At 57.4% G+C, this 20,643-nt stretch carries 18 protein-coding genes; 9 read left to right on the forward strand and 9 right to left on the reverse strand.

Annotated elements, in window-relative coordinates:
* Positions 1–203 precede the first annotated feature (203 nt).
* From serA to Q1A00_RS05220, 6 genes are all read right to left on the reverse strand, one after another.
* On the reverse strand, positions 204–1,781 hold the full coding sequence (serA, locus tag Q1A00_RS05195; protein ID WP_298406055.1) for a phosphoglycerate dehydrogenase: 1,578 nt from the start codon (positions 1,779–1,781) through the stop codon (positions 204–206).
* A 67-nt stretch (positions 1,782–1,848) separates the two neighbouring features.
* The gene (locus Q1A00_RS05200) at positions 1,849–2,430 is read right to left on the reverse strand and encodes an SIS domain-containing protein (RefSeq protein ID WP_298406053.1); all 582 of its coding nucleotides are present in this window, start codon (positions 2,428–2,430) and stop codon (positions 1,849–1,851) included.
* A 221-nt stretch (positions 2,431–2,651) separates the two neighbouring features.
* Positions 2,652–2,903 carry a hypothetical protein gene (locus tag Q1A00_RS05205; RefSeq protein WP_299755576.1) on the reverse strand — a complete coding sequence of 84 codons (252 nt, stop codon included), beginning with the start codon at positions 2,901–2,903 and terminating at the stop codon, positions 2,652–2,654.
* Between the two features lie 30 nt (positions 2,904–2,933).
* Positions 2,934–3,461 carry a hypothetical protein gene (locus Q1A00_RS05210; protein WP_299755579.1) on the reverse strand — a complete coding sequence of 176 codons (528 nt, stop codon included), beginning with the start codon at positions 3,459–3,461 and terminating at the stop codon, positions 2,934–2,936.
* Positions 3,462–3,490: 29 nt separating this feature from the next.
* Positions 3,491–3,691, reverse strand: a complete 201-nt coding sequence (locus Q1A00_RS05215; protein WP_298406050.1) for a hypothetical protein — start codon at positions 3,689–3,691, stop codon at positions 3,491–3,493.
* 122 nt (positions 3,692–3,813) lie between these two features.
* Positions 3,814–5,151, reverse strand: coding sequence for an Hsp70 family protein (locus Q1A00_RS05220; protein WP_298406049.1), 1,338 nt, complete (start codon positions 5,149–5,151; stop codon positions 3,814–3,816).
* A 180-nt stretch (positions 5,152–5,331) separates the two neighbouring features.
* Between Q1A00_RS05220 and Q1A00_RS05225 the strand changes: the two genes are divergently transcribed.
* On the forward strand, positions 5,332–6,612 hold the full coding sequence (locus tag Q1A00_RS05225) for an extracellular solute-binding protein (protein WP_298406048.1): 1,281 nt from the start codon (positions 5,332–5,334) through the stop codon (positions 6,610–6,612).
* Between the two features lie 228 nt (positions 6,613–6,840).
* Entirely contained in the window at positions 6,841–7,209 is a 369-nt protein-coding gene (locus tag Q1A00_RS05230) for a roadblock/LC7 domain-containing protein (RefSeq protein ID WP_012256185.1), read from the forward strand.
* 168 nt (positions 7,210–7,377) lie between these two features.
* On the opposite strand, the gene Q1A00_RS05235 is transcribed toward Q1A00_RS05230, so the two are convergent.
* From Q1A00_RS05235 to Q1A00_RS05245, 3 genes are all read right to left on the reverse strand, one after another.
* Positions 7,378–8,346, reverse strand: a complete 969-nt coding sequence (locus tag Q1A00_RS05235) for a TIGR00266 family protein (protein ID WP_298406039.1) — start codon at positions 8,344–8,346, stop codon at positions 7,378–7,380.
* A gap of 73 nt (positions 8,347–8,419) precedes the next feature.
* Complete coding sequence (rho, locus tag Q1A00_RS05240) at positions 8,420–9,676, reverse strand: transcription termination factor Rho (protein ID WP_298406148.1); 1,257 nt, start codon at positions 9,674–9,676, stop codon at positions 8,420–8,422.
* A 370-nt stretch (positions 9,677–10,046) separates the two neighbouring features.
* A complete protein-coding gene (locus Q1A00_RS05245) occupies positions 10,047–10,568 on the reverse strand; it encodes an adenine phosphoribosyltransferase (protein WP_066789559.1) in 522 nt (173 codons plus the stop codon).
* A gap of 611 nt (positions 10,569–11,179) precedes the next feature.
* Between Q1A00_RS05245 and Q1A00_RS05250 the strand changes: the two genes are divergently transcribed.
* The 7 genes from Q1A00_RS05250 to Q1A00_RS05280 all read left to right on the forward strand — a co-directional run.
* Positions 11,180–12,121 (forward strand): ABC transporter ATP-binding protein, encoded by a 942-nt coding sequence (locus Q1A00_RS05250; RefSeq protein ID WP_298406037.1) that lies wholly within the window; start codon positions 11,180–11,182, stop codon positions 12,119–12,121.
* A 101-nt stretch (positions 12,122–12,222) separates the two neighbouring features.
* On the forward strand, positions 12,223–13,017 hold the full coding sequence (locus Q1A00_RS05255) for an ABC transporter permease subunit (protein ID WP_298483158.1): 795 nt from the start codon (positions 12,223–12,225) through the stop codon (positions 13,015–13,017).
* 53 nt (positions 13,018–13,070) lie between these two features.
* Positions 13,071–15,071: a GAF domain-containing protein gene (locus Q1A00_RS05260; protein WP_298406033.1), complete on the forward strand. Its 2,001-nt coding sequence runs from the start codon at positions 13,071–13,073 to the stop codon at positions 15,069–15,071.
* An 81-nt stretch (positions 15,072–15,152) separates the two neighbouring features.
* On the forward strand, positions 15,153–16,112 hold the full coding sequence (locus Q1A00_RS05265; RefSeq protein ID WP_298406031.1) for a TerC family protein: 960 nt from the start codon (positions 15,153–15,155) through the stop codon (positions 16,110–16,112).
* Positions 16,113–16,131: 19 nt separating this feature from the next.
* Complete coding sequence (locus Q1A00_RS05270; protein WP_298406028.1) at positions 16,132–18,060, forward strand: N-acetylmuramoyl-L-alanine amidase; 1,929 nt, start codon at positions 16,132–16,134, stop codon at positions 18,058–18,060.
* Positions 18,061–18,148: 88 nt separating this feature from the next.
* Positions 18,149–20,113 (forward strand): choice-of-anchor Q domain-containing protein, encoded by a 1,965-nt coding sequence (locus tag Q1A00_RS05275; protein WP_299755590.1) that lies wholly within the window; start codon positions 18,149–18,151, stop codon positions 20,111–20,113.
* 216 nt (positions 20,114–20,329) lie between these two features.
* A partial coding sequence (locus Q1A00_RS05280; RefSeq protein ID WP_366917415.1) for a substrate-binding domain-containing protein occupies positions 20,330–20,643 on the forward strand: 314 nt, incomplete at its 3' end.

Below are 20,643 nucleotides of genomic sequence, written 5' to 3' on the forward strand. Positions count from 1 at the left end.
GAAGGTTGAGTGCATACTCGCTCAGCGTGTCCTTCGCTTGGTACTGCGGATGGGATGGAGGATACCAATGTCATATCGCAGAGTTGTTGCGCGAAAGTTCAGTTTTCGCCTAAACGAACGTTATAGATGAGAGAGAGTCAAGCCAAGAAAAAACCTCTGCCACCACGTGGCAGAGGTACACGGGCGGTAAGGAGGCAAATGTCCTACAACATCACACTAAACGCTGCATCAATTCCCGGAATGGCCGCCACCTGCTCCATCACGTGCGGTGGGGCCGGTTCATCGAGCGTCAAGACCATCACTGCTTGCTCGCGGGGAGCACGCCGGCCTACGTACATGCCGGAAATGTTGACATCCGCCGCGCCGAGCAACTGTCCGACTTTGCCGATCATACCCGGCTGATCGTGGTGGTAGGTAATTAAGAGTGCTCCCTGCGGCACAAAATCGACGAAGTAGCCGTCCATCTGGACGATGTGCGGTTCGCCACGCAGGACGGTACCGCTGAAGGTGCGCGTGCGTTCTGCCGTTTGTACGTGCAACGTAATCAGGCCAGCGTAATTCTCGGCTTCAGGACGAACTCGCTCAGTAAGTCGTAGACCGCGTTCGCGGGCAATGATCGGTGCGTTCACCGGCGTAATCCGCTCGACGCTGCTAGCCGCTAGCAAGCCTTGCAACACCGCCAATCGCACCGGTTGGGTGTCCATCTCGGCCAGTTCGCCACCCAGTTCGAGATCGTAGCTGCGCACTGGGTCTTTCACCAGTTGCATCACCAGTGTGCCGAGCAGCCGGCCCAGACTGAGGTATGGCTGCAACACATTCCACGCTTCCGGTGCGACAAATGGCGCGTTCACCGCATAACGCGGCGTGCCGCCGGTCAATGCTATCACCACGCCTTCGGCCATCTCGGTGCCGGCGCTCAATTGCGCTTCGACAGTTGAAGCACCAATATGCGGGACGGTGATAACTTTGGGATGGCCAATCAGCGGGCTATCGGCAGGTGGCGGCTCTTGGGTATAGACATCGAGCGCCGCGCCGTTCAGATGGCCGTCGTTGAGCGCTTCGACCAGTGCTCCTTCATCAACGATGCCGCCTCGGCTTGCATTGATGAGGTACGCACCGCGCTTCATCTGCCTAATCCGCTCACGGTCGAACAGGTTGCGCGTGCTCTCGATCAACGGCACGTGCAGCGAGACGACATCACTGCGCTGTACCAGCTCGTCGAGCGTCACCAGCGCCACGCCCAACTGCTCGGCGCGGTCGAACGAAACAACCGGGTCATACGCGATCACCTCCATCTCCATCGCCCGCGCCCGTCGTGCCACCTCCGAGCCAATCCGCCCCAACCCGACGAGGCCGAGCGTTTTACTGCGCACCTCCCAACCGACAAAATCGTTGCGCGCCCAGCGCCCGCTCTGTACCGAGGCATGCGCCTGTGGAATGCGCCGGGCCAGACAGAGCAGCAAGCCGATAGTCAATTCCGCGACGGCCACGTTATTTGAAGCCGGCGCATTGACGACGATAATGCCGCGCCGGGTCGCAGCATCGACATCGATATTATCGACGCCGGTGCCGGCCCGCCCGATCACCCGCAGCCGCTCGCCAGCGGCGATCACCTCGGCGGTAACTTTCGTCGCCGAACGCACGACGAGGGCGTCGTATTCGCCGATGATAGACAACAACGTTGGTTTGTCGAGATCGAGCCGGACATCAACCGTACCGGCTTGGCGCAAGACGTTCAGACCTTCGGCGGCGATCTTCTCGGTGACAAGGATGCGGTTCATGGTTTCCTTTTGCTCCTGCTGTCAAGTGAGTACTGTATGTGTGCAGAGAAATCTTGGCACGTTTGGTTTAAACCTTTTCTGCATTCGTCGTGGAGGCAAAACGTTGTTCAACCTCTTCGCAAATCGCATGCAGAATGAGCGTATGCACCTCTTGAATACGAGCCGTGTTATTGCTCGGCACAATCAGCGCATGATCGGCCAAGGCGCGAGCCGCGCCGCCATCTTTGCCGAGCAATGCGATGCTGATCACACCTTTTGATCGGGCTGTGCGCAACACATTGAGGATATTGGGCGAATGGCCGCTGGTGCTAAATACCACCAACACATCGCCCGGTTTGCCCAGCGCAGCTAGTTGGCGAGCGAAAACCTCATCGTAGCCAAAATCGTTGGCAATGCAAGTCAGCGCGCCAATATCGGCGTTGAGACAGATCGCCGGCAGCGGACGGCGATTGCCGCGATAGCGGCCAATCAGCTCTTCCGCCAAATGCAGCGCATCGGCGGCGCTGCCACCATTGCCGGCGGTGTAGAGGGTATGCCCGGCCAGCAACGCATCCGCTGCCAGCGTCGTGATCGCATCGATCGCAACGACGAGTGTTGCGCTGGCCTGCAACACCTCAATCGCTTCGTCAAGTTGCTGTTGAAACGGCATAGGCGCTCCGTCGTAGAAACTTCGCGCCTATTATAACCGGTGGTGTTACGTTGCGGGGTAGGGTTGCCAACAATACCTGCACGAACTGGCATGCCGCAGATCACGTCCGTATGCGTGACATTAATCAGCGCTTCGCCTTCGTATCGTCTGGAGTGCGTCAGGACAACTGCACCCCGCTCCCGCGGAGCGAGGGCAGAACTGGGGGTGAGGGCTAACAGCCGCTACGCCGGCAATGCGCGACCCGGCGCCCACCTACTAAGCTGGCGATAACGCTCAACCAGCTCGTTATACGGCTCGACTAACCAATACTGCAATTTGACCCGCTGCCCTTTTTCGGCAATGGTTTGCACAATGTTCGCAACTTCCTCCACCTCATTGCTGATCGACATCCCAAACTCTAACTCGGTCTGGCTGGCGACAGCCAGCACATACTCCAGCCGCCATCCTAGTTCGATGAGCAACGGGTAGCTCAAGGTTTGATCAAGTGCTTGGGTTGTCTTCTTTTATTCTCGGACAAGAGCATCATCATACATCTTCCGGATCAACGGATTCCGCAAGATCCCCTCGACGACGTTAGGGGGCAGTTGGTCAACCCAGAGCGGTTCGATCTTTATCTCTGCTAGCTTCGCTTGCCACTCTCGGCGCAGCCTGATGCGCTGCTCGCGAAGTTCCTGCCGCATGCGCCACAACTCCATTCGGGCCGTTTCATCAATTGGCCGCGCACAGATCTCACGCGCGGCGTAGAAGATACGCTCGAAGGTTGCCCACTGGTCGATTTGACGCGCTTTGATTAGCCAGTTAACGTTGTGTTGCAGCAGCTCGATCCGTTGGATAAGATCACGAGTTGCGATGAGATGGGCAGTCGCGACAACGAGCGACGTCACCGATGCTGCTACAAGAGCAATATTGGGTGTGATGCGGCCTATTTCCACGATCTTGCCTGCTGAATCGACCAAGAGTGGTCGTTGGCCATTCATAATGGACAATTGACCGAGTCCGAGCAGGCGTTGTCCTTCGGCTGAAAAGGTCACGGTATATGTGCCGTTGATTATGGCAATATTTACCGCTTGAACGAGCAGTACACCGCGCTGCTACCGATGCCCATGCTCCACAACCGGCGATTGAGGTTATCGACCAGTGACGAATCGATCTGAGTGAAGAATGACCCTAAATGCTGAGTCACATCGTTAAAGCTGGCGTTACCAAATGGCCAGCGGAAGACATAAGTGAAATTGTTTCTCGTGCTAGAGATGTCGTTCATTAGGTTCCTCCTTCGCGTTATGCCAGATCAAGGCATATTGTACGAAGGAGGTGTAACGAAGCTATATCTGACTTCTCTCAACTCGCTCGTTGTTTGTACCTGTGTATGACCATACTCATCACTCACTCCTCATATGCCTTCACTGCCAACCCCGCTGCTACACTGGTAAACACATCCATCTCTTGCAGCTTCTCGGCACCGAATTTCTCGCTCAACATACGCACGAAGCGCGGCACACGTGAGCTACCGCCAGTGCGCAGCACAACGTCAATCTGCTCAGGCCGCAAGCCGGCTGTCTGCAAAGCACGGTCAATACACTTCTCAACCGCGCGCACGTCGGGGCCGATCAGCCGCTCGAAGTCCCAGCGCGGGATCTCGTCGCGCACCGTAATCTCGCCCATATCAAGCGTGAACGTTGCTCGTTCAGCTTGCGATAACGCCACCTTCGTGCGTTCCACCGCCTCGTACATTGGCAGACCGTAGTTCTTGCGCACCAGTGTGCGGAGCGCCTGCATCTCGCGCGGACGGTCGCTGATAGCCACGGCTTCATCAATGATTGCCAGATATTTAGGTTGGGTCAGGTCAATAATCGTCTGCCACTCGCTGAGATGTTCGAGCACGTGGTTAGGGAACGGCAATTGGCGCGCGCCGAGCGTCGCGCCTTCGCCAAAGTGGCGCAGCAGGCGGCCCATCACGATCCGACGGTCGAGCAGATCACCACCAACCGGCACGCCGTCAGTTGCCAAGAAGGTAGGTTGTCCGCGCTCGTCGAGTTCCATAATCGTGATATCGAGCGTACCACCGCCAAAGTCAAACACCAGCGCCCGTTGCGTGCGCCGGTTGGTGCGGGCATACGACAGCGCCGCTGCCGTCGGCTCTGCCAAAAAGCTGAACGAGCGGATACCGGCGAGCCGGCAAGCTGCTTGCATGCGCTGGAACGCGAGCGCATCGCTGGCCGGATCAGTTGCGTAATGTACCGGCCGCCCGATCACGAGATGGCTAATCGGCTGGCCGAGCTGCTGCTCGATCCGCTCGACAATCATGCGCAAAACGAGCGCAATCAGCTCTTCCAGCGTGTAATAGACGCCAAAGACGTTGGTTTTCTGAAAGCTACGATCGCGCAAACTGCTCTTAAGCGACTGAAACAACCGCCCCGGCGCGTTGGCGTCAACCGGGACGTACAGTGCTTGCGTCACCGTGCCGCTCTCGGCAAAGGTCAGTTCGGCGTCGCCAATATATTTCCACACGTATTCAATTTCGCGCCCGACATTACCTTCGGTAAAGCGGTTAATCGCCTCGCGGCCAATGAACGGCACGCCCTCGCGAGTAATGAAGAGCGTCGAGCGCAGAATGGCCGGCTGCGCATTCACCGGATCAAGGTCGATCAAGCGCAGGTTGTGGCCATCGTAGACCGCAGCGCTTGAGTTGGTGGTACCAAAGTCAAGCCCGACGCGCATCATCACACCTCCTCTGGTTGATGGCTGAACTATTAGGGTAGCGGGTGTTGGTGATTCTGTCAATTTGGCGCAAGGCTGACAAGCGCTCGCCCCTTTGCGCTACTTGAGTTGCTTGGCGCTATTCTCAATCCCCGCACGCATCCTGTTATAATGAAGCAGCCCGGCTGATCCAGCGAGGATAATGTGCGTTGCCAGTTTTTGTTTCGCCGCTTGCTGTTGCTCTGGCTGCTGGTATTTGTCTCATGTTCCGTGCCGCCGACCAGCACACCACCCAATCGATTTGATCGCGTCGTACTGCGCCTCTGGCATGCATGGCCGGCAGCGGAAGGCCGTGTCTTGCAAACCCTCGTTGATCAGTTCAATCAGACGCATCCGCAATGGCAGATCATCGTACAAGCCAGACCGGCGGTGTCATTGCCAATCGATTTGGCAACCGCAGTCAATGAAGGCGGCGGACCGCATCTCGCGATCGTCCAGAGCCATACTCTCGGTATGCTCGTTAGTGCAGGTGCACTGCGCCCGCTCGATGACCTGATATCGGCCAGCGAATTGAATAGTCTGATTCCCACCGCCGCCGGCGCGGCTCGTGTGACGGTCGGTGATCAGTCAACATTGTTCGGCCTGCCGATCAGCTTTGATACATTGGCCTTGTACTACAACCGCGCCAATGTGCTCCAACCGCCGGCTAGTGTCGAAGAATTGCTCCTAACCGGACGCGCGCTCACCGATCGCGAGCGAATGCCGCCGGTGTGGGGGTTGGCCTACAATCTTGCGCTCGACCGGACAATTGGCTACCTGTATGCCTTTGGTGGCCGGGTGTTTGATGAGAATGGCGCCGTGGTGTTAGGTGACAGCGGGCGGGCGGGCGCCGAGCGTTGGTTAGCATGGTTGAGCGAACTCTACCGCGATGAGCGCGTGCTGGCGACGCTCGACGGTGTGGTCGTCGATCGCGTCTTGCAGGCGCGCGAGGCGATTATGACCATCGATTGGGCCCATGCCCAAGCCGAGTATCGCGCGATCTGGAACGACCAGCTTGGCGTTACGCCGCTGCCGAAGCTAAACGCCACCGATCGCCCGCCCCAACCGTATGTGCAGGCCGATGTGATCGTGCTCAATGCTCGTTTAACCGATCTGGCCGAACAAGCTGCCGCGCAAGCGTTTATGCGGTTTATGATCGAGGTCAATAGCCAGCGCGCCTTGTTGGCTGCCGGTCGCCAACCCACCCAACTGGCCCTGCAGCTTAGTGATACCGACCTCGATGATCGGGTGCAATTGGCGGCGGCCCGCGCTTTTCGCGCACAGGCTCAGCAGGGCTTGCCGATGCCCGCCGAACGCCTTGCGAATGAAGTGGTCTGGACAACGCTGGTTGATATGCACCTTAGCGCTGTGCGTGGTCTGCTCACACCTGAACAGGCTGTCACCATCGCTGATGAGATACTCCGCAGTCGGTTAGCGCCACCATAGCAGAGTTGACCAACAACCAAAAACCTCTTACAATAACAGCGGTGTCCGCGGTCTACCAAACGCTCAATGGGCAAAAAGCCGGCAAACCTAGTTGCTGTGCTTGCAAAGATGTAGTAGAATAAGCGACGTGTAGGCCGTCGTAAAGGTAGTTCTGCACTAGTCAGTGTCAAGGCCCACACGGTTTCGTCTTTGTCCCGAACTGGCTGACGGCCTCTAAGGAGGATATGAATGGCAAGCAGAACCGAAGAGATGGTGCGGCATCTTAAGGCCCTATCGATGAACACGCCCGATATTGAGGCCTCCGCCGTAGTGAGCGTCGATGGCCTCATCATGGCTTCGGCGCTGCCGGCAGATGTCGAAGAAGATCGCGTCTCGGCGATGAGCGCTGCTATGCTCTCGCTCGGCGAGCGTATCGCTAGCGAGTTACGGCGCGGGCAGCTCGATCAGGTCTTTGTGCGTGGTGAAGATGGGTACGTGATCCTAATGGCTATCGGTGAGGAAGCGGTATTGACTGCGCTGGCGCAAAGCCGGGCTAAGCTCGGTCTGGTGTTCCTCGATATGCGGCGCACGGCGAACGAGTTGGTTAACCTCGTCTAGCCCTTGCTCGCTCAGCCAGCCGGGAAGATGCTCATACAGCCCGCTCTTGGCGGGCTGTTTGTGTCTTGCGGGTGTGTACGATAGTTGGTCGTAGGAATGGTACGGGCCGAGCAGCGCTCGACCCGTACAATGATATTGAGCGATAGGGCCGAGCAGCGCTCGACCCTCTTAGTCGTTCGTAAATAGGCTTCCAAGATTAATCCCACCTGAACTGCTCGATCCGCCAGTGCTCGGCATGTATTGGGCAAGCTTCTTGGCCAAATTCATTGCCGGCATCGTTTGCAGCCAGACTCGCCCCGGCCCGCGCAATGTGGTTAGGAACAACCCTTCACCGCCGAAGAGAATGTTCTTGAAGCCGCGCACCATCTCGACATCAAACTGGACGGTCGGTTCGTACAGTGCTACGTGGCCGGTATCCACCTTCAGCATCTGGTTGGCTTCCAGCGTATACTCAACAATATCGCCGTCAAGCTCGACAAACGCTAGCCCCGGCCCGGTCAGCTTTTGCATAATAAATCCTTCGCCGCCGAAGAAACCGGCCCCTAGCTTGCGGCGAAAGTGAATATCGAGCGAAACGCTGCGTTCGGCGCACATGAAGGCATCCTTCTGACAGATCATGACCTGCCCCGGCCCAAGGTTGAGCGGGACGATCTTGCCCGGCAGCTCAGCCGAGAAGCCGATGATCCCCGGTCCGCCTTGGGGGGTGAAGTTGACTAAGAAGATTGATTCGCCTGAGAACATGCGCTTAAATGCGCCGCCTAAGCCACCCTCCATATTGGTTTGCATTTGGACGTTAGCGCTCATCCAGCTCATGCCGCCGCGTTCCGAGTAGACGGTCTGGCCGGCGGGTACCTCTAGAATGACCGCCTGCATAGTAGTGCCAATGATCTTGAAGCGGAGACCGCTAGCGCCGACACCAGTGCCCGCTACCGGCGGCTCAGGCAGATCAAGCCGTTCACCGGGACGGTTATCGTACACATCGGCCATACTCGCGGCATCGCCCGACGACGGGATCAGCGAGGGTGGGGTGGGCGGCATCGGCGGTGGGGTCGGCGTAGCTGGCGCCAGCCGATACCCGCAATTCGTGCAAAAACGTGTTCCCGGAGCAACGGGCGAACCACATTGCGGACAATTCATACCGCGACCTCCTCAGACTGCGACTGGTTCGACATCAGACGCAACGATCTACGCAGCGAGCGCCATAAACGTTTCAACTCTTGCTCAAGGTTTGCAGAAATTCGGCGTTCGATTTGGTCTTTGCCATCCGGGTCAGCATTAGCTCGGTGCCCTCGTTGTCGCCGAGCATGCTCACCATGCGGCGCAGTGTCCACACTTGGCGGAGCGTCTCTGGACTGAGCAAGAGATCCTCGCGGCGGGTGCCCGAGCGTTGAATGTCGATCGCAGGGAAGATGCGCTTTTCAGCCAGTTTGCGATCGAGATGCAGCTCCATATTGCCGGTGCCTTTGAATTCTTCGTAAATGACATCATCCATACGCGAGCCGGTATCGATCAAACAGGTGGCGATAATCGTAAGTGAACCGCCGTTTTCGATGTTCCGTGCCGCGCCAAAGAAGCGTTTGGGCGGGTAGAGTGCCACCGGATCGATACCGCCTGAGAGGGTGCGCCCGCTCGGCGGCATAGCGACGTTGTATGCGCGGGCCAGCCGGGTGATCGAGTCCATCAGAATCACAACATCGTGCCCGATCTCAACTAGCCGTTTAGCCCGTTCGAGCGTCATCTCGGCGACTTTGGTGTGATTTTCGACCGGCTCGTCAAAGGTCGAAGAGATGACCTCGCCGCGGACAGAGCGGCGCATATCGGTCACCTCTTCGGGTCGTTCACCGATCAGCAGTACCATCAAGTGAATGTCCGGATAGTTGGTGGTGATGCCATTCGCAATCGCTTTGAGCAGCATCGTCTTGCCGGCTTTGGGTGGCGAGACGATCAAGCCGCGTTGGCCGCGCCCGATTGGCGCAATCAGATCAACCAGCCGCGTATGTAAGAGGTTTGGCTCTGTCTCTAACTTGATTTGTTCGTTAGGAAAGATCGGGGTCAGTTGATCGAAGAAGGGCCGGTTGCGCGCCGTCTCGGGGTCTAAGTCGTTAATCTTTTCGACTCGCAAGAGTGAATAGTATCGCTCACTCTCTTTCGGCGGGCGAATCTGCCCCCAGATCCGGTCTCCGCTGCGCAAGGCAAAGCGGCGAATCTGCGATTGCGACACATAGACATCTTCGGGGCTAGAGATCATTCGATTGCCGCGCAAAAAGCCAAAACCTTCCGGCATAATGTCTAAGATGCCATCACTATAAATGGTGCCGGGATCAACCGCTTGTTCAATCGTTTGGGCATGCAGTAATTTGTCGATTAATTCGCGTTTTTTGAGGGCGCTAACCCCTGAGATGTCAAGTTTACGTGCCATCTCGCGCAAATCCGCGAGCGTTTTGTTTTCTAGTTCGGCCACCGTCATCACGATACGTACTCCTTGGAACAGCAAGAATGAAGGGAAACAAGACTGAATTCATCCATACGCGCCAGATCCTTTGGCCGGTTGGATCAAGCGGTACATGATCATCAAGCATGCAGAAACGAAATTACTTTGTTGTGTATTGAACCAGCATACAACGAGAGCCGGTAATCAGTGCGATGCCTGCTCAGCAATGTGAAGATGGGGAAATCGTCGCAGCGCCAGCGGCGCAGGAGTCACGGAGCGCTACGGTCATCTTGCATTCGGGATTTGGGTCTAGTATAACACGTATGTCAAGATCACCGCAAGCTGTTGCGCTGAAAGCGCGGCGGCAAGTATCTCGCCTGCTACCGCGCTTCCACAGCAAGGGCACTTAAAATTGAATTAGCGAGAAGATGTTATGATTGCGCAATCGCTCACGCCCGTTGAGGAACGTCAGTTCGATCACGAAGGCTAATTCGGCCACCTGCCCGCCAGCCATCCCGATTAAATCGCACGCCGCCGCAATGGTACCGCCTGTCGCCAGCAGATCGTCAATCACCAGTACCCGCGCCCCCGGCTGGAAAGCGTCGCGGTGAATTTCTAACTTGTTTGTCCCATATTCCAGTTGGTATTCGATTTGGTATGTCGCTGCTGGCAGTTTGCCCGGCTTGCGAATCGGCACTAGCCCGACGCCGAGCCGGTAAGCTAGCGGTGCGCTAAAGATGAATCCGCGCGACTCGATGCCGACAACGGCGTCGATCTGTTGGTCGCGGTACCGTTCGTGCAATCGATCGATCACTTCGCTAAACGCCGGCCCATTGCCGATGAGGGTCGTAATATCTTTGAACTGAATGCCGGGGATCGGAAAGTCGGGAATGTTCCGGATCAGACTGGCTAAATCTTGCCGCGCCATACACCCTCCATCATAAAACAGTTGCCCCTGCACCCGCTATTATAGGGAACTCAGGAATCTTTGCATGCGATACTTTGTGATGCGCATCGCGAGTGACGGTCTAGTTCGCGTGGTTCGCACTGTACAATATACAACGACATGGAATACTGCGATGGTTCCTTTTTCTGCTCTTGTGGCAGGGGTTCGCTGAGATCTGTCATAGGGCGAGAGCGGCGGCGACCAGCGCTGCTGGGTGCCGCTCGACCGAAGCAATCTCCCGCGGTAGCGGGTATGGGCGCTGAGTGGGTGCAGTTCGTGCTCGCGGGGGATGGCGTCGCTGCGCGGGGCAGCGCAGTTTGAAACTAATCTTGGCTAGCTTTCCGCTGCGCCAACGCTATCGCTCGTGGTACTATGTCATAGTGCGGGTACGCTCTGCCCGCAGCAATCCTCTAAGCGCGATTGTTACCGGTAGCGGATCAACCAACCAGCGCCAACTTGCTTCGCAATCAACATGCCTTGTCTGCGGCGTCAACTTGTCATAATAATCGAAGGTCTGTAAACACTGCTTGCCATTCTGTAGCGCCTGTTAGCTGATCCGCCAACCGCCTTCGCGATGTGATCACGAGAATGCTATGAATGCCATCGAATGCCACCGTCTCACCCGCCAGTTTGATCGCTTGGTAGCCGTTGCCGATCTCGATCTCGTGATTCCAGCGGGGACGATCTTTGGCTTTCTTGGCCCCAACGGCGCTGGCAAGACGACGACGGTGCGTATGTTGTGCGCCTTGATCGCGCCATCGAGTGGGACGGCGCGGGTGGCCGGGTTTGATGTGCAGAATCAAGCCGCTGCGGTGCGAGCCGCGACCGGTATTTTGACCGAGACTCCCGGCTTGTACGATACCCTCAGCGCGCTCGAAAATTTGACCTTTTTCGCCCGTCTGTACGGTCTCTCGGCGATGCAAGCCGCCGAGCGCGCTGCCCACTATCTGCGGCTATTTGAATTGTGGGAACGACGCCACGATCCGGTTGGCGGCTTTTCTAAAGGCATGCGCCAGAAGTTGGCGATCGCGCGGGCCTTGCTCCACGATCCGCCGGTGGTCTTTCTCGATGAACCGACCGCCGGCCTCGATCCGGCTGCGGCGCGGGCAGTGCGCGATGTGATTAAGACGCTGCGCGCTGGTGGGCGCACGATCTTTCTCACTACTCACAATCTGGCCGAGGCTGATGAGTTGTGCGATCTGATCGGCGTCTTCCGTACCCGTTTGATCTCGCTCGACACGCCGGCCAATCTCCGTGCCCGCCTGTTTGGCCAGAGCGTGCGGGTGGTGTTGGCCGGCCCGGCTGCGCCGCTAGCGCCGTTAGTGCAGCGGTTACCGTTTGTGTCGGAAGTGTCTGCTGAGGAGCGGGTGTTGTTGGTGCGTCTCGCCAATCCTGACCAGCATAATCCGGCGCTGGTGCGGGCGTTGGTTGCTGCCGGCGCTGATATCTGTTACCTCGAACCGTTTACCCCCTCGCTCGAGACGGTTTACCTCGAGCTGATACAGGAGGCGGTAACGGTAAATGGCTCAGGCTGAACGCTAGACTGCCGTCTGACTGGGTGCCTCTTATGGGGAGTGCGACAGTCAAACGACCGCATTCCATAGCATCGCGCAATCCAAAGAGAGCGAGAATCGCTATGCTCCATTGGGAACGTATATCCGTCTTGATCCGCAAAGAGTGGCTGGAGTTGCGCCGTTCGCGCGGTTTGCTGCTTAGCACCTTTTTGCCGCCACTGATCTTGGCACTCCTTGCGCTCGGCTTGATCTTCGCTATGGGTCTGGTCAGCGATCCTGATACTGCCGAGATACCGGCTGCGGCGATTGACCCGGCGCTGGCCGGTCTCGGTCTCGAAGCCTTGGCCCAAGTGATCTTTGGCCGCCAGTTTTCCACCCTCTTTTTGCTGTTGCCGATGGTGATTCCCAATGTGCTCGCTTCGTACAGCATCGTCGGCGAGAAGAATCGCTGTACGCTTGAGCCGCTGCTGGCTGCGCCGATTTCGACCGGCGATGTGTTGCTGGGTAAGGTGTTGGCGGCAATTATTCCCGGTATCGCCTTGACATGGTTGTGCGCGCTGATCTTTGCTGCCGGTTTAGGCTTCGTTGCCATTGATCCGGCCGTGCCGGGGTTGGTGTTGCATCCGGGGTGGATGGTCATGTTGCTGTTGGCCAGCCCGCTCCTAGCCCTCATCTCCGTTGCGCTAACAGTGATGGTCTCGGCGCGGGTGAACGATCCACGCAGCGCGCAGCAAATTGCCGGCGTGCTGATCGTGCCGGTGATGTTGCTCTTCTTCGGCCAGATGTTGGGGTTGTTTGTGCTGAATCCGGTGGTGGCGCTCCTCTTCTCGCTGGTATTGGCGTTGGTTGCGGTCGGTTTGCTCTGGTTGGCAACCCAAGTATTTCAGCGCGAAAAGATTCTCACGCGCTGGCGCTGATCATCCTTGCGCGACGGGGTATAATTGACCCAAACATTCGTTGAGGGTGGTCTATGAGCGCGACAAGCTTGCCAATGTATGAGGTGCTGACATCGCAACCGCCTGATCTGATCGGCGCGTTGCGCGAGACAATTCCGTCGATCGGCATGTTGATCGATGCGCTGGAACACCAGTCTGATCCGGCGATGCGCTTGAGCTTGTTGCGGCAGATCGGTACCGAGTGGCATGCCTGCGGTGGTTTGGCCGAGGTGTTGACCGAACTAGGGTTGCATCTGGCCGCCCGTTTGCCTATGTCGCAAGGGGTGGTGGTCAGCGAATTGTTGCTCGCGTTTGGTGCTGCTCAAGAAGAACAGCGCACCCGCGAATGGGAAGCGCGGCTGGTCGAACGCGCCGACCAGCTCGATGGTCTCCACCGGATTATTTCTGCCGCTAATTCGACTCTCGACCTCGACACCTCGCTGCAAACCGTAGTCGAGACGGTGGCGCATGTGATGAACGTCGAGGTCTGTTCGATCTATTTATACGACAAGCACCGCGATGATCTGGTCTTGCGCGCGACCCATGGCCTGAATCGGGCGGCGGTCGGGCAGGTGGTGGCCCGCTTGGGCGAAGGAGTGACCGGCTGGGCGGCCCAACTCGGCTATCCCGTTTCGGTGAGCGATGTTTACAAAGATCCGCGCTACCATCGTGAGCCACAACTCGGCGAAGAGATTTTTCGCTCGATGCTGGCGGTGCCAATCGTGCTCTTCTCGGCTGAGCGATTTCAGTTTAGCGCCGATAAACTGCAAGGCGTGATTACAGTGCAGACAATCGCGCCCCGCGATTTTACCCAAGAAGAGATTTCGTTTGTCGAGATGGCTGCCGGCGAATTGGCCTTCTTTATCGCCAATGCCCAGCTCTATCAGCAGACCGACGAACGCCTGCATCAGAAGTTGCGCGAGTTGACCACGCTCCAACAGGTCTCGAAGTCGATCGCCGAGCAGATTGGGTTGCATGATGTGCTAAGTCTGATCGCTGAGAAGGCGGTCGATTTGTCGAAGGTCGATCGGGCGGCCATCTTTCAAGTCGGCGATGATGGTAATCTGAAGCTAGTGGCCAGCTATGGCGGCGAGGGTGATGGCGTGCGCGACCTGATCATTCAGACGGTGCGCGATGGCCGCCCATTGGCAGTGATGAACGCCTATCAGGATGCGCGCTTTCCACAGTTGCCTGAGGTGGCCCGTCGCGAGAACTTCCACTCGCTCTTCTGCATGCCGTTGCGCGCCCGTGGTCGCACCATCGGCGGTATCTGCCTCTACCGGCGTGAGCCGCACTTGTTTGATTACGAACAGGTGCGCCTGCTTAACACGTTCGCCGATGAAGCGGCCATTGCGATCGAGAATGCCCGTCTCTACGAAGAGAGTTTGCGCGCGTTGCGCGTCAAGTCGGCGCTACTCAAAGAGATGCACCACCGCGTGCGCAACAACCTGCAGACCATTGCCGCGCTGTTGTCAATGCAGTTGCGCCGGCTTGACCCAGCCAGTCCCGGCGCGAAAGCGTTGCGCGAGAGTGCTGCCCGCATTCAAGCCATTGCTGCCATTCACAATTTGCTATCGCGTGATGATATTGGCGTGACGACGGTCGGCGCCGTCGCCCGGCAAGTCATCGAAAATGTTCAGACTCCGCTGATCGAGTCTGATATCCGGGTTGAGTTTGCGATTCTTGGCGATGAGGTGCGGATTGGCTCGCGCGATGCGACCATATTGGCGTTAGTCATTAACGAGTTGATTGATAATGCGTTAACTCACGGGCTTGCCGCCGAAGGTGGCCGGATCGAGGTGGAAGCGGTGCTTGAGCAAGGGCACGTGTTGATGGAAGTGCGCGATGATGGCCCGCGCCATCCGCCGCCGCCGCCGCGCCCCAGCAGCGGGTTGGGCCTGCAAATTATCGAAACGCTGGTGAAGAGCGATCTGGACGGTTCGTTCAGTTTGATCCGTGACGAAACCGCTGGTTGGATGCGGGCACAGGTGCGGTTTCCGCAACGGATCATTGAAGACGATCGGATCGATTTGTAACCCGGAAGGGACGCATGGTTGTGCGTCCCTTCGCTGTGTGTCCCACGTGTATCACCATCATAGGACAACCAAGGAGCTATCGTGGAAACCGCCATCTGGGCATGGATTGCCTTCCATGCAGTTGTCTTCTTCGTATTAGCCCTAGATTTGGGCGTGTTTCATCGCCGTTCGCATCGGGTTTCGGCGCGTGAAGCTGGTATCTGGACGTTGGTGTGGATCTCGCTTTCAATGACTTTTAACGGCCTGATTTGGCTCTGGCGCGGCCCCGAAGATGCGCTCAACTTTCTCACCGCCTATTTAGTCGAATACTCGCTTAGTGTTGATAATATCTTTGTGTTCGTATTGCTGTTTGGCTACTTTCGCGTTCCACCGCAGTACCAGCATCGCGTACTCTTCTGGGGCATTCTCGGCGCGCTGCTCATGCGTGGTTCGATGATCTTGCTCGGCGCAGCATTGATTGAACGGTTTCAGTGGATCCTCTACCTGTTCGGTGCGTTCTTGTTCGTGACCGGCGTGCGGCTCTTCTGGCAAGATGATGATCCGGAAGTCGATCCGCAACAGAATCCATTGGCTCGCTTAGTGCGCCGGTTTCTGCCGGTGACTGCCGAGTTGCGCGGTGATCGGTTCTTTGTGCGTGAAGAGGGCCGGCTCAACGCAACCCCGCTCTTGCTGGTGCTGGTGATTGTGGAGAGCACCGATTTGCTGTTTGCGGTTGACTCAATTCCCGCTATCTTCGGTATCACCCATGATCCGTTTATTGTCTATACCTCGAATATCTGCGCCATCCTCGGTCTGCGCTCACTCTATTTCCTGCTGGCGAGTTTTATGCGCGCATTTTACTATCTCCGCTTCGGGTTAGCGATAATTCTGTCCTTTATTGGGGTCAAGATGCTTACCCCGTTGGTCACCGGTTGGTTTCTTGGTGGCCATGGCTTACATATCCCCACCACGGTCTCGCTAGCAGTGATTGTCGTGACGTTGCTGGCCTCGGTTGCAGCATCGATCATTCGGTCGCGGCGATTGGCCGCGGCGACCGATTAGCGCCGGAAGGAGCTTGGTTATGCCCGATTTTCCTACCGAAGGCTCGCCGCCCTTTATCAACCGTATGCTGACGATCGCCGAGTGGCGTGATTACGTCGCGAACTACGATTTTGGTCGCCTCGCGCCTAGCCGGTTGGTGCTGCATCACACCTATCGACCTGATGAGACCATGTGGCGCGGCTTGACCACTATGCGCGGGATTCAGAAGTTTTATGCCGGTAAAGGTTGGACGGCGGGGCCGCATATCTTTACCGGCCCTGATGGGATTTGGCTAGCGACGCCGATGGCGCAGATTGGCATTCACGCCGGTACCGGGAACGGATCGCTGGCACAAGGTTGGTATTCGATCGGGTTAGAGATGGTAGGCTATTTTGATCGGGTGTTACCCTCTGGCAAGGTCTGGGAACATTCGGTCGCCGTGATGGGCGAACTCTCGCGCCGGCTCAAGATACCGCCACGCCAGCTCATCTCGTTTCACCGTGACTACACCAATCAGAAGAGCTGCCCCGGCTGGGCTGTTACCAAAGAGTGGGTCTGGTCGCAAGTCGAAGCTTATCTGAATAATGCTGCGCCGCCGCCGGCGCTGCCGCCCGGTCAGATTGGTACGCCGTCGCCGGATGAAGAGCGGTTGATCGAAACATTGCTCGAAGAGGGCTACCGGCATAAAACAAAGGGGCAAGGCTACAATGCCGATTGGGCCTTTCACCAGTACGCGCTCGAGCATCAGCTTGGCATGCCGATGGGGCCAAGCGTGCGGATGAAGTTTGAGGGCAAGGAGTACAACTATCAGCCGTTTGCTCGTGATACTCTCTACTGCGAAGTCCCAAATTGGGGTGAGGTTAAGACGCTGAGCGATTTACTGGGTGGGAGTATTCCGTCCAGCGGCTTGGGGCGTGCCTTGCTTGAGGCAACCTATCAAGCTGGTGGCTCGCCCTTCCGGCCTGATTGGGCGTTCCATCAATACGCCGTGGCCCGTAAGTTGGGGCCGCCAGTTGGCAAAAGCGCCCAGATCACGGTTGACGGCAAGCAGTACGCCTATCAGGCGTTTGCGGTTGATACGCTCTACAATCTTGTGCCCAATTGGAAAGATGTGCGTCAGTTGAGTCAAATCAGTACCGCGACCGACCCGGCGACGGTGCGGCTACGTGATGCTTTGCTGACTGAGACCTATCGGCAGGCGGGTACAACCTACCGCCCTGATTGGGCTTTTCACCAGTTGGCCCGCCAGTGGGCGATTGGCGCGCCGTTGGCTCAGAGTTATCAAGTCACGCTCGAAAAGACGACCTACGCCTTGCAGCCGTTTGCGCTCGACGTGCTCTACAATGTGGTGCCAAAGTGGAGCGAGGTGAAGCGCCTGAGTGACTTGGCCCGCCAGCATGGGATGCCGGTGCTTGGTGCGGCGATGCCGGCGCCGGTGTTGGCAGTGCGTAGCGCCGAAATCACACCGCCGACCGATGGCGGGTTTAATATTACCCAAGTGGCGCCGCCGGCGCTGGCCTTTAGCGAACGCGGCGGTGAGCGGGTGAGTATGGTCGTGCTCCACGCTATTCCCGGCCCGGTCGCCGAGACGATTGCCGCGATGACCGATTTCAACTCTCGCTTTGCTACCCATTACCTGATTAGCCTCGATGGCCACATCTACCGGCTAGTTGATGAAGCCAAGGCGGCATGGCATGCCGGGTTTGCCACTAGCGGCGGCACTCGCTATAACCTCAACCGGATCAGTATCGGCATTGCCCTTGAGCGCCCAGCAGGATGGCCGGCAACGCGCGACGCCGGCAATACCGATGCGCAGGTGCGTGCTTTGCGCTGGCTGCTGCGCCAGCTCGATGGCCGTTACCGGCTCGATCCCGATGCGATTGTGCTCTGGTCGAGCTTGGCCGGCAGCGATGAAGAGGCATTGGCTGGGTTGCCACTTGGTGCGTTGCGCGAGGCATTGATGGGGTAAACCGGGGGCGTGTTTGATGCAGAGGGATTTCGTTCGGTGATGCTCCTCTGCTGCGTTAACAAAGCAGCTCTGCGCAGAAAGGCTAGCTATGGTGAACCGCGCTTGTGCTCGTATCGTTACCCAGCGGTTCTGGTCGATACTTTGGATCGGTATTGCCATGCTGGTTTTCACCGGCTGGCCAGCGATGCCGGCGCGCGCCCAAGCAAAAGTGGTCGGCAATGGTACGTCGGCCAGTTGCACCGCCGCAGCGTTAGTTTCAGCAGTTGCCGGCGGCGGCGAGATTAGCTTCAATTGCGGGCCGAATCCGCACACCATACTGCTCGCCTCTCCGTTGATCATTACTGCGCCGCAGACGATCATTGATGGCGGCAGACGGATCATCCTGCAAGGTAACAATAGCCGGTTGATTGACCACTACACCACCGGTCTGATCGGCGCTAGCCGGCTTGAGCTGCGTAACTTGACGATCATTGGCGGCAGGGCCAGCGGCGGCGGTACCGATGAGTCGGCTGTCAACGGCAGCGGCGGTGCGATCCGGAGCTATTTCGCCGCTGCCAATCCAGCCTTTACGCCAACATTGGTCATTGATCGGGTTATCTTTCGTGATAACCAAACGACGTTGACCGCTGTACCTGCCGGTCGCGACGCCTACGATTACGGTGGTGGGGCGATTTACAGCCGCGGTGGCGCTGTAATTGTGACTAGTAGTCGGTTTGAAGGCAATCATGCCAACAACGGCGCTGGCGGTGCGATTCACCTGTTACAGAGCAGTTTATTGGTTGAGGATACCGTCTTTGTGGGCAATACCGCTATCGGCGCGCGTCCGCAAGATAGTCTCGGCGGCGCGATTTCAGCCGATGGACTTGGTGGTGCTGACCGGCGATTGCGAGTGGTGCGCTGTGTGTTTCAAGATAACCAAGCCTACAATTCCGGCGGTGCGATTCATGCCAACATGTACGAAGACAGCAGTGGTCTTGAGATCATTGATAGTTCGTTTGTTCATAATGCTGTTATTGGTGGCAATCGCGGGCAGGGTGGCGCCATTGGCGGCGGCGGTACGAGTAGCGGTGGTGGTACCGGTAACCCTAGCGTCTTGATTAGCGGTAGCCTGTTTCACGCTAACCGTGCTCGTCGTACAGCGGGGGCGGAAGGGAATCCACGTGAAGATGGTTCGGGCGGCGCAGTAGCCTTCCCGCAGCAAGTTGCGCTACGGATTGTCAACTCAACCTTTGTAGCGAATCAGGCTGAGGGAACCGGTTATAGTGCCAACGGTGGTGCGCTGTACGTCATCAATAACCGTTCAGCACCATTCATTATCGAAACGAGTACCTTTGCCCACAACTACGCTGGCTGGGTTGGCGGTGCAATCAGTCATTCTGGCAACGGTAGCGTCAGTAACAGTCTGTTTGCGTATAACACTGCCGGTAATGGCGGGAATAGCTGGAATATTCAGCAGCACTGCTCGCGTGAATTGACTCACGATGGCCGCAGCCTGCAATACCCGCCACGGTTAACCGGTGCAAGTTTTTGGAATGATGTGACGTGTTTTGCCGGCAAGAGTGCGCCAACCCAGACTGCCGATCTGCAGTTTCGTGATCCCCTGCTGCGAGCATTAGCTAATAACGGTGGGGCAACCCAAACGATGGCTATTCCTGCCGATAGCCCGGCACGTGATGCCGGTGTGGCATGCCCGGTGAACGATCAGCGTGGTGTTCCGCGACCTCAGCTTAACGGCTGTGATCTCGGTGCATTCGAGCTGCAAGTGCCCCTGATAGCAACCCCGCCATTAGTGACGCTCGATCAACCGGTATTGTTGCTGCTGTTCGGGATTGATTTCACTGATGCGACGCAAGCATTGGTGAACGGGCAACCACGGACGACTACGTTTATTGACAGTAAAACCGTGCGGGTGACGTTGACTGCAAGCGATGTCGCTGACCTTGGTTTGCTGACTATCAGCCTTAGCGGGCCGGGAAGCGTCGTTGGTGCGACGCAGGTGCGGGTGGCGGCGCTCGTCTCGCACGTCTACATCCCGTTGGCATTTCGTCCATAACCGCCTTGTTCCCCCGAACGTTCACCTGTATTTAACATTTGGTTAACTATCCAATGATATTTTCTTAAACCATCACTGATATCGTATCCCTGCAAGCGTTGCTCTCTGCATCCTGTTAGAGTGTTGCACCATGAAGTGTGTGTACCGGGCAGACATTCTGCTATGGTAGAGCATGCTTGCGATTCGCAGATAGGCTTGGTAAGGAGAGTGACACGTATGGTACGAAGCACGAAACGATGGATCTACGGTTTTATGCTCATGGTGCTGTTGATCCCAGTGATCGCAGCATGTGGCGGTCAGCAGCAAGCCCAGCCAACGGCGGCACCGGCTCAGCCAACGGCGGCACCGGCTCAGCCAACGGCGGCACCCGCCTCGGATCTTGCTGCACTGCGCGGCGACATTCTGATCGACGGTTCATCGACAGTGTATCCGGTCACGGCAGCGGCAGCGGAGGAGTTCTCCAAGCTGGCGCCGAATGTGCGGGTAAGCGTGGGTATTTCGGGCACTGGTGGCGGGTTCAAGAAGTTCTG

The organism is uncultured Chloroflexus sp., from assembly GCF_938091255.1.
Lineage (GTDB): Bacteria > Chloroflexota > Chloroflexia > Chloroflexales > Chloroflexaceae > Chloroflexus.

Excerpts from the sequence above, each read along its gene's own strand:
- serA (WP_298406055.1), bottom strand. The coding sequence starts at position 1,781 with ATGAACCGCATCCTTGTCACCGAGAAGATCGCCGCCGAAGGTCTGAAC.
- Q1A00_RS05200 (WP_298406053.1), bottom strand. The coding sequence starts at position 2,430 with ATGCCGTTTCAACAGCAACTTGACGAAGCGATTGAGGTGTTGCAGGCC.
- Q1A00_RS05215 (WP_298406050.1), bottom strand. The coding sequence starts at position 3,691 with ATGAACGACATCTCTAGCACGAGAAACAATTTCACTTATGTCTTCCGC.
- Q1A00_RS05220 (WP_298406049.1), bottom strand. The coding sequence starts at position 5,151 with ATGATGCGCGTCGGGCTTGACTTTGGTACCACCAACTCAAGCGCTGCG.
- Q1A00_RS05230 (WP_012256185.1), top strand. The coding sequence starts at position 6,841 with ATGGCAAGCAGAACCGAAGAGATGGTGCGGCATCTTAAGGCCCTATCG.
- Q1A00_RS05235 (WP_298406039.1), bottom strand. The coding sequence starts at position 8,346 with ATGAATTGTCCGCAATGTGGTTCGCCCGTTGCTCCGGGAACACGTTTT.
- rho (WP_298406148.1), bottom strand. The coding sequence starts at position 9,676 with ATGACGGTGGCCGAACTAGAAAACAAAACGCTCGCGGATTTGCGCGAG.
- Q1A00_RS05245 (WP_066789559.1), bottom strand. The coding sequence starts at position 10,568 with ATGGCGCGGCAAGATTTAGCCAGTCTGATCCGGAACATTCCCGACTTT.
- Q1A00_RS05250 (WP_298406037.1), top strand. The coding sequence starts at position 11,180 with ATGAATGCCATCGAATGCCACCGTCTCACCCGCCAGTTTGATCGCTTG.
- Q1A00_RS05255 (WP_298483158.1), top strand. The coding sequence starts at position 12,223 with ATGCTCCATTGGGAACGTATATCCGTCTTGATCCGCAAAGAGTGGCTG.
- Q1A00_RS05260 (WP_298406033.1), top strand. The coding sequence starts at position 13,071 with ATGAGCGCGACAAGCTTGCCAATGTATGAGGTGCTGACATCGCAACCG.
- Q1A00_RS05270 (WP_298406028.1), top strand. The coding sequence starts at position 16,132 with ATGCCCGATTTTCCTACCGAAGGCTCGCCGCCCTTTATCAACCGTATG.
- Q1A00_RS05275 (WP_299755590.1), top strand. The coding sequence starts at position 18,149 with ATGGTGAACCGCGCTTGTGCTCGTATCGTTACCCAGCGGTTCTGGTCG.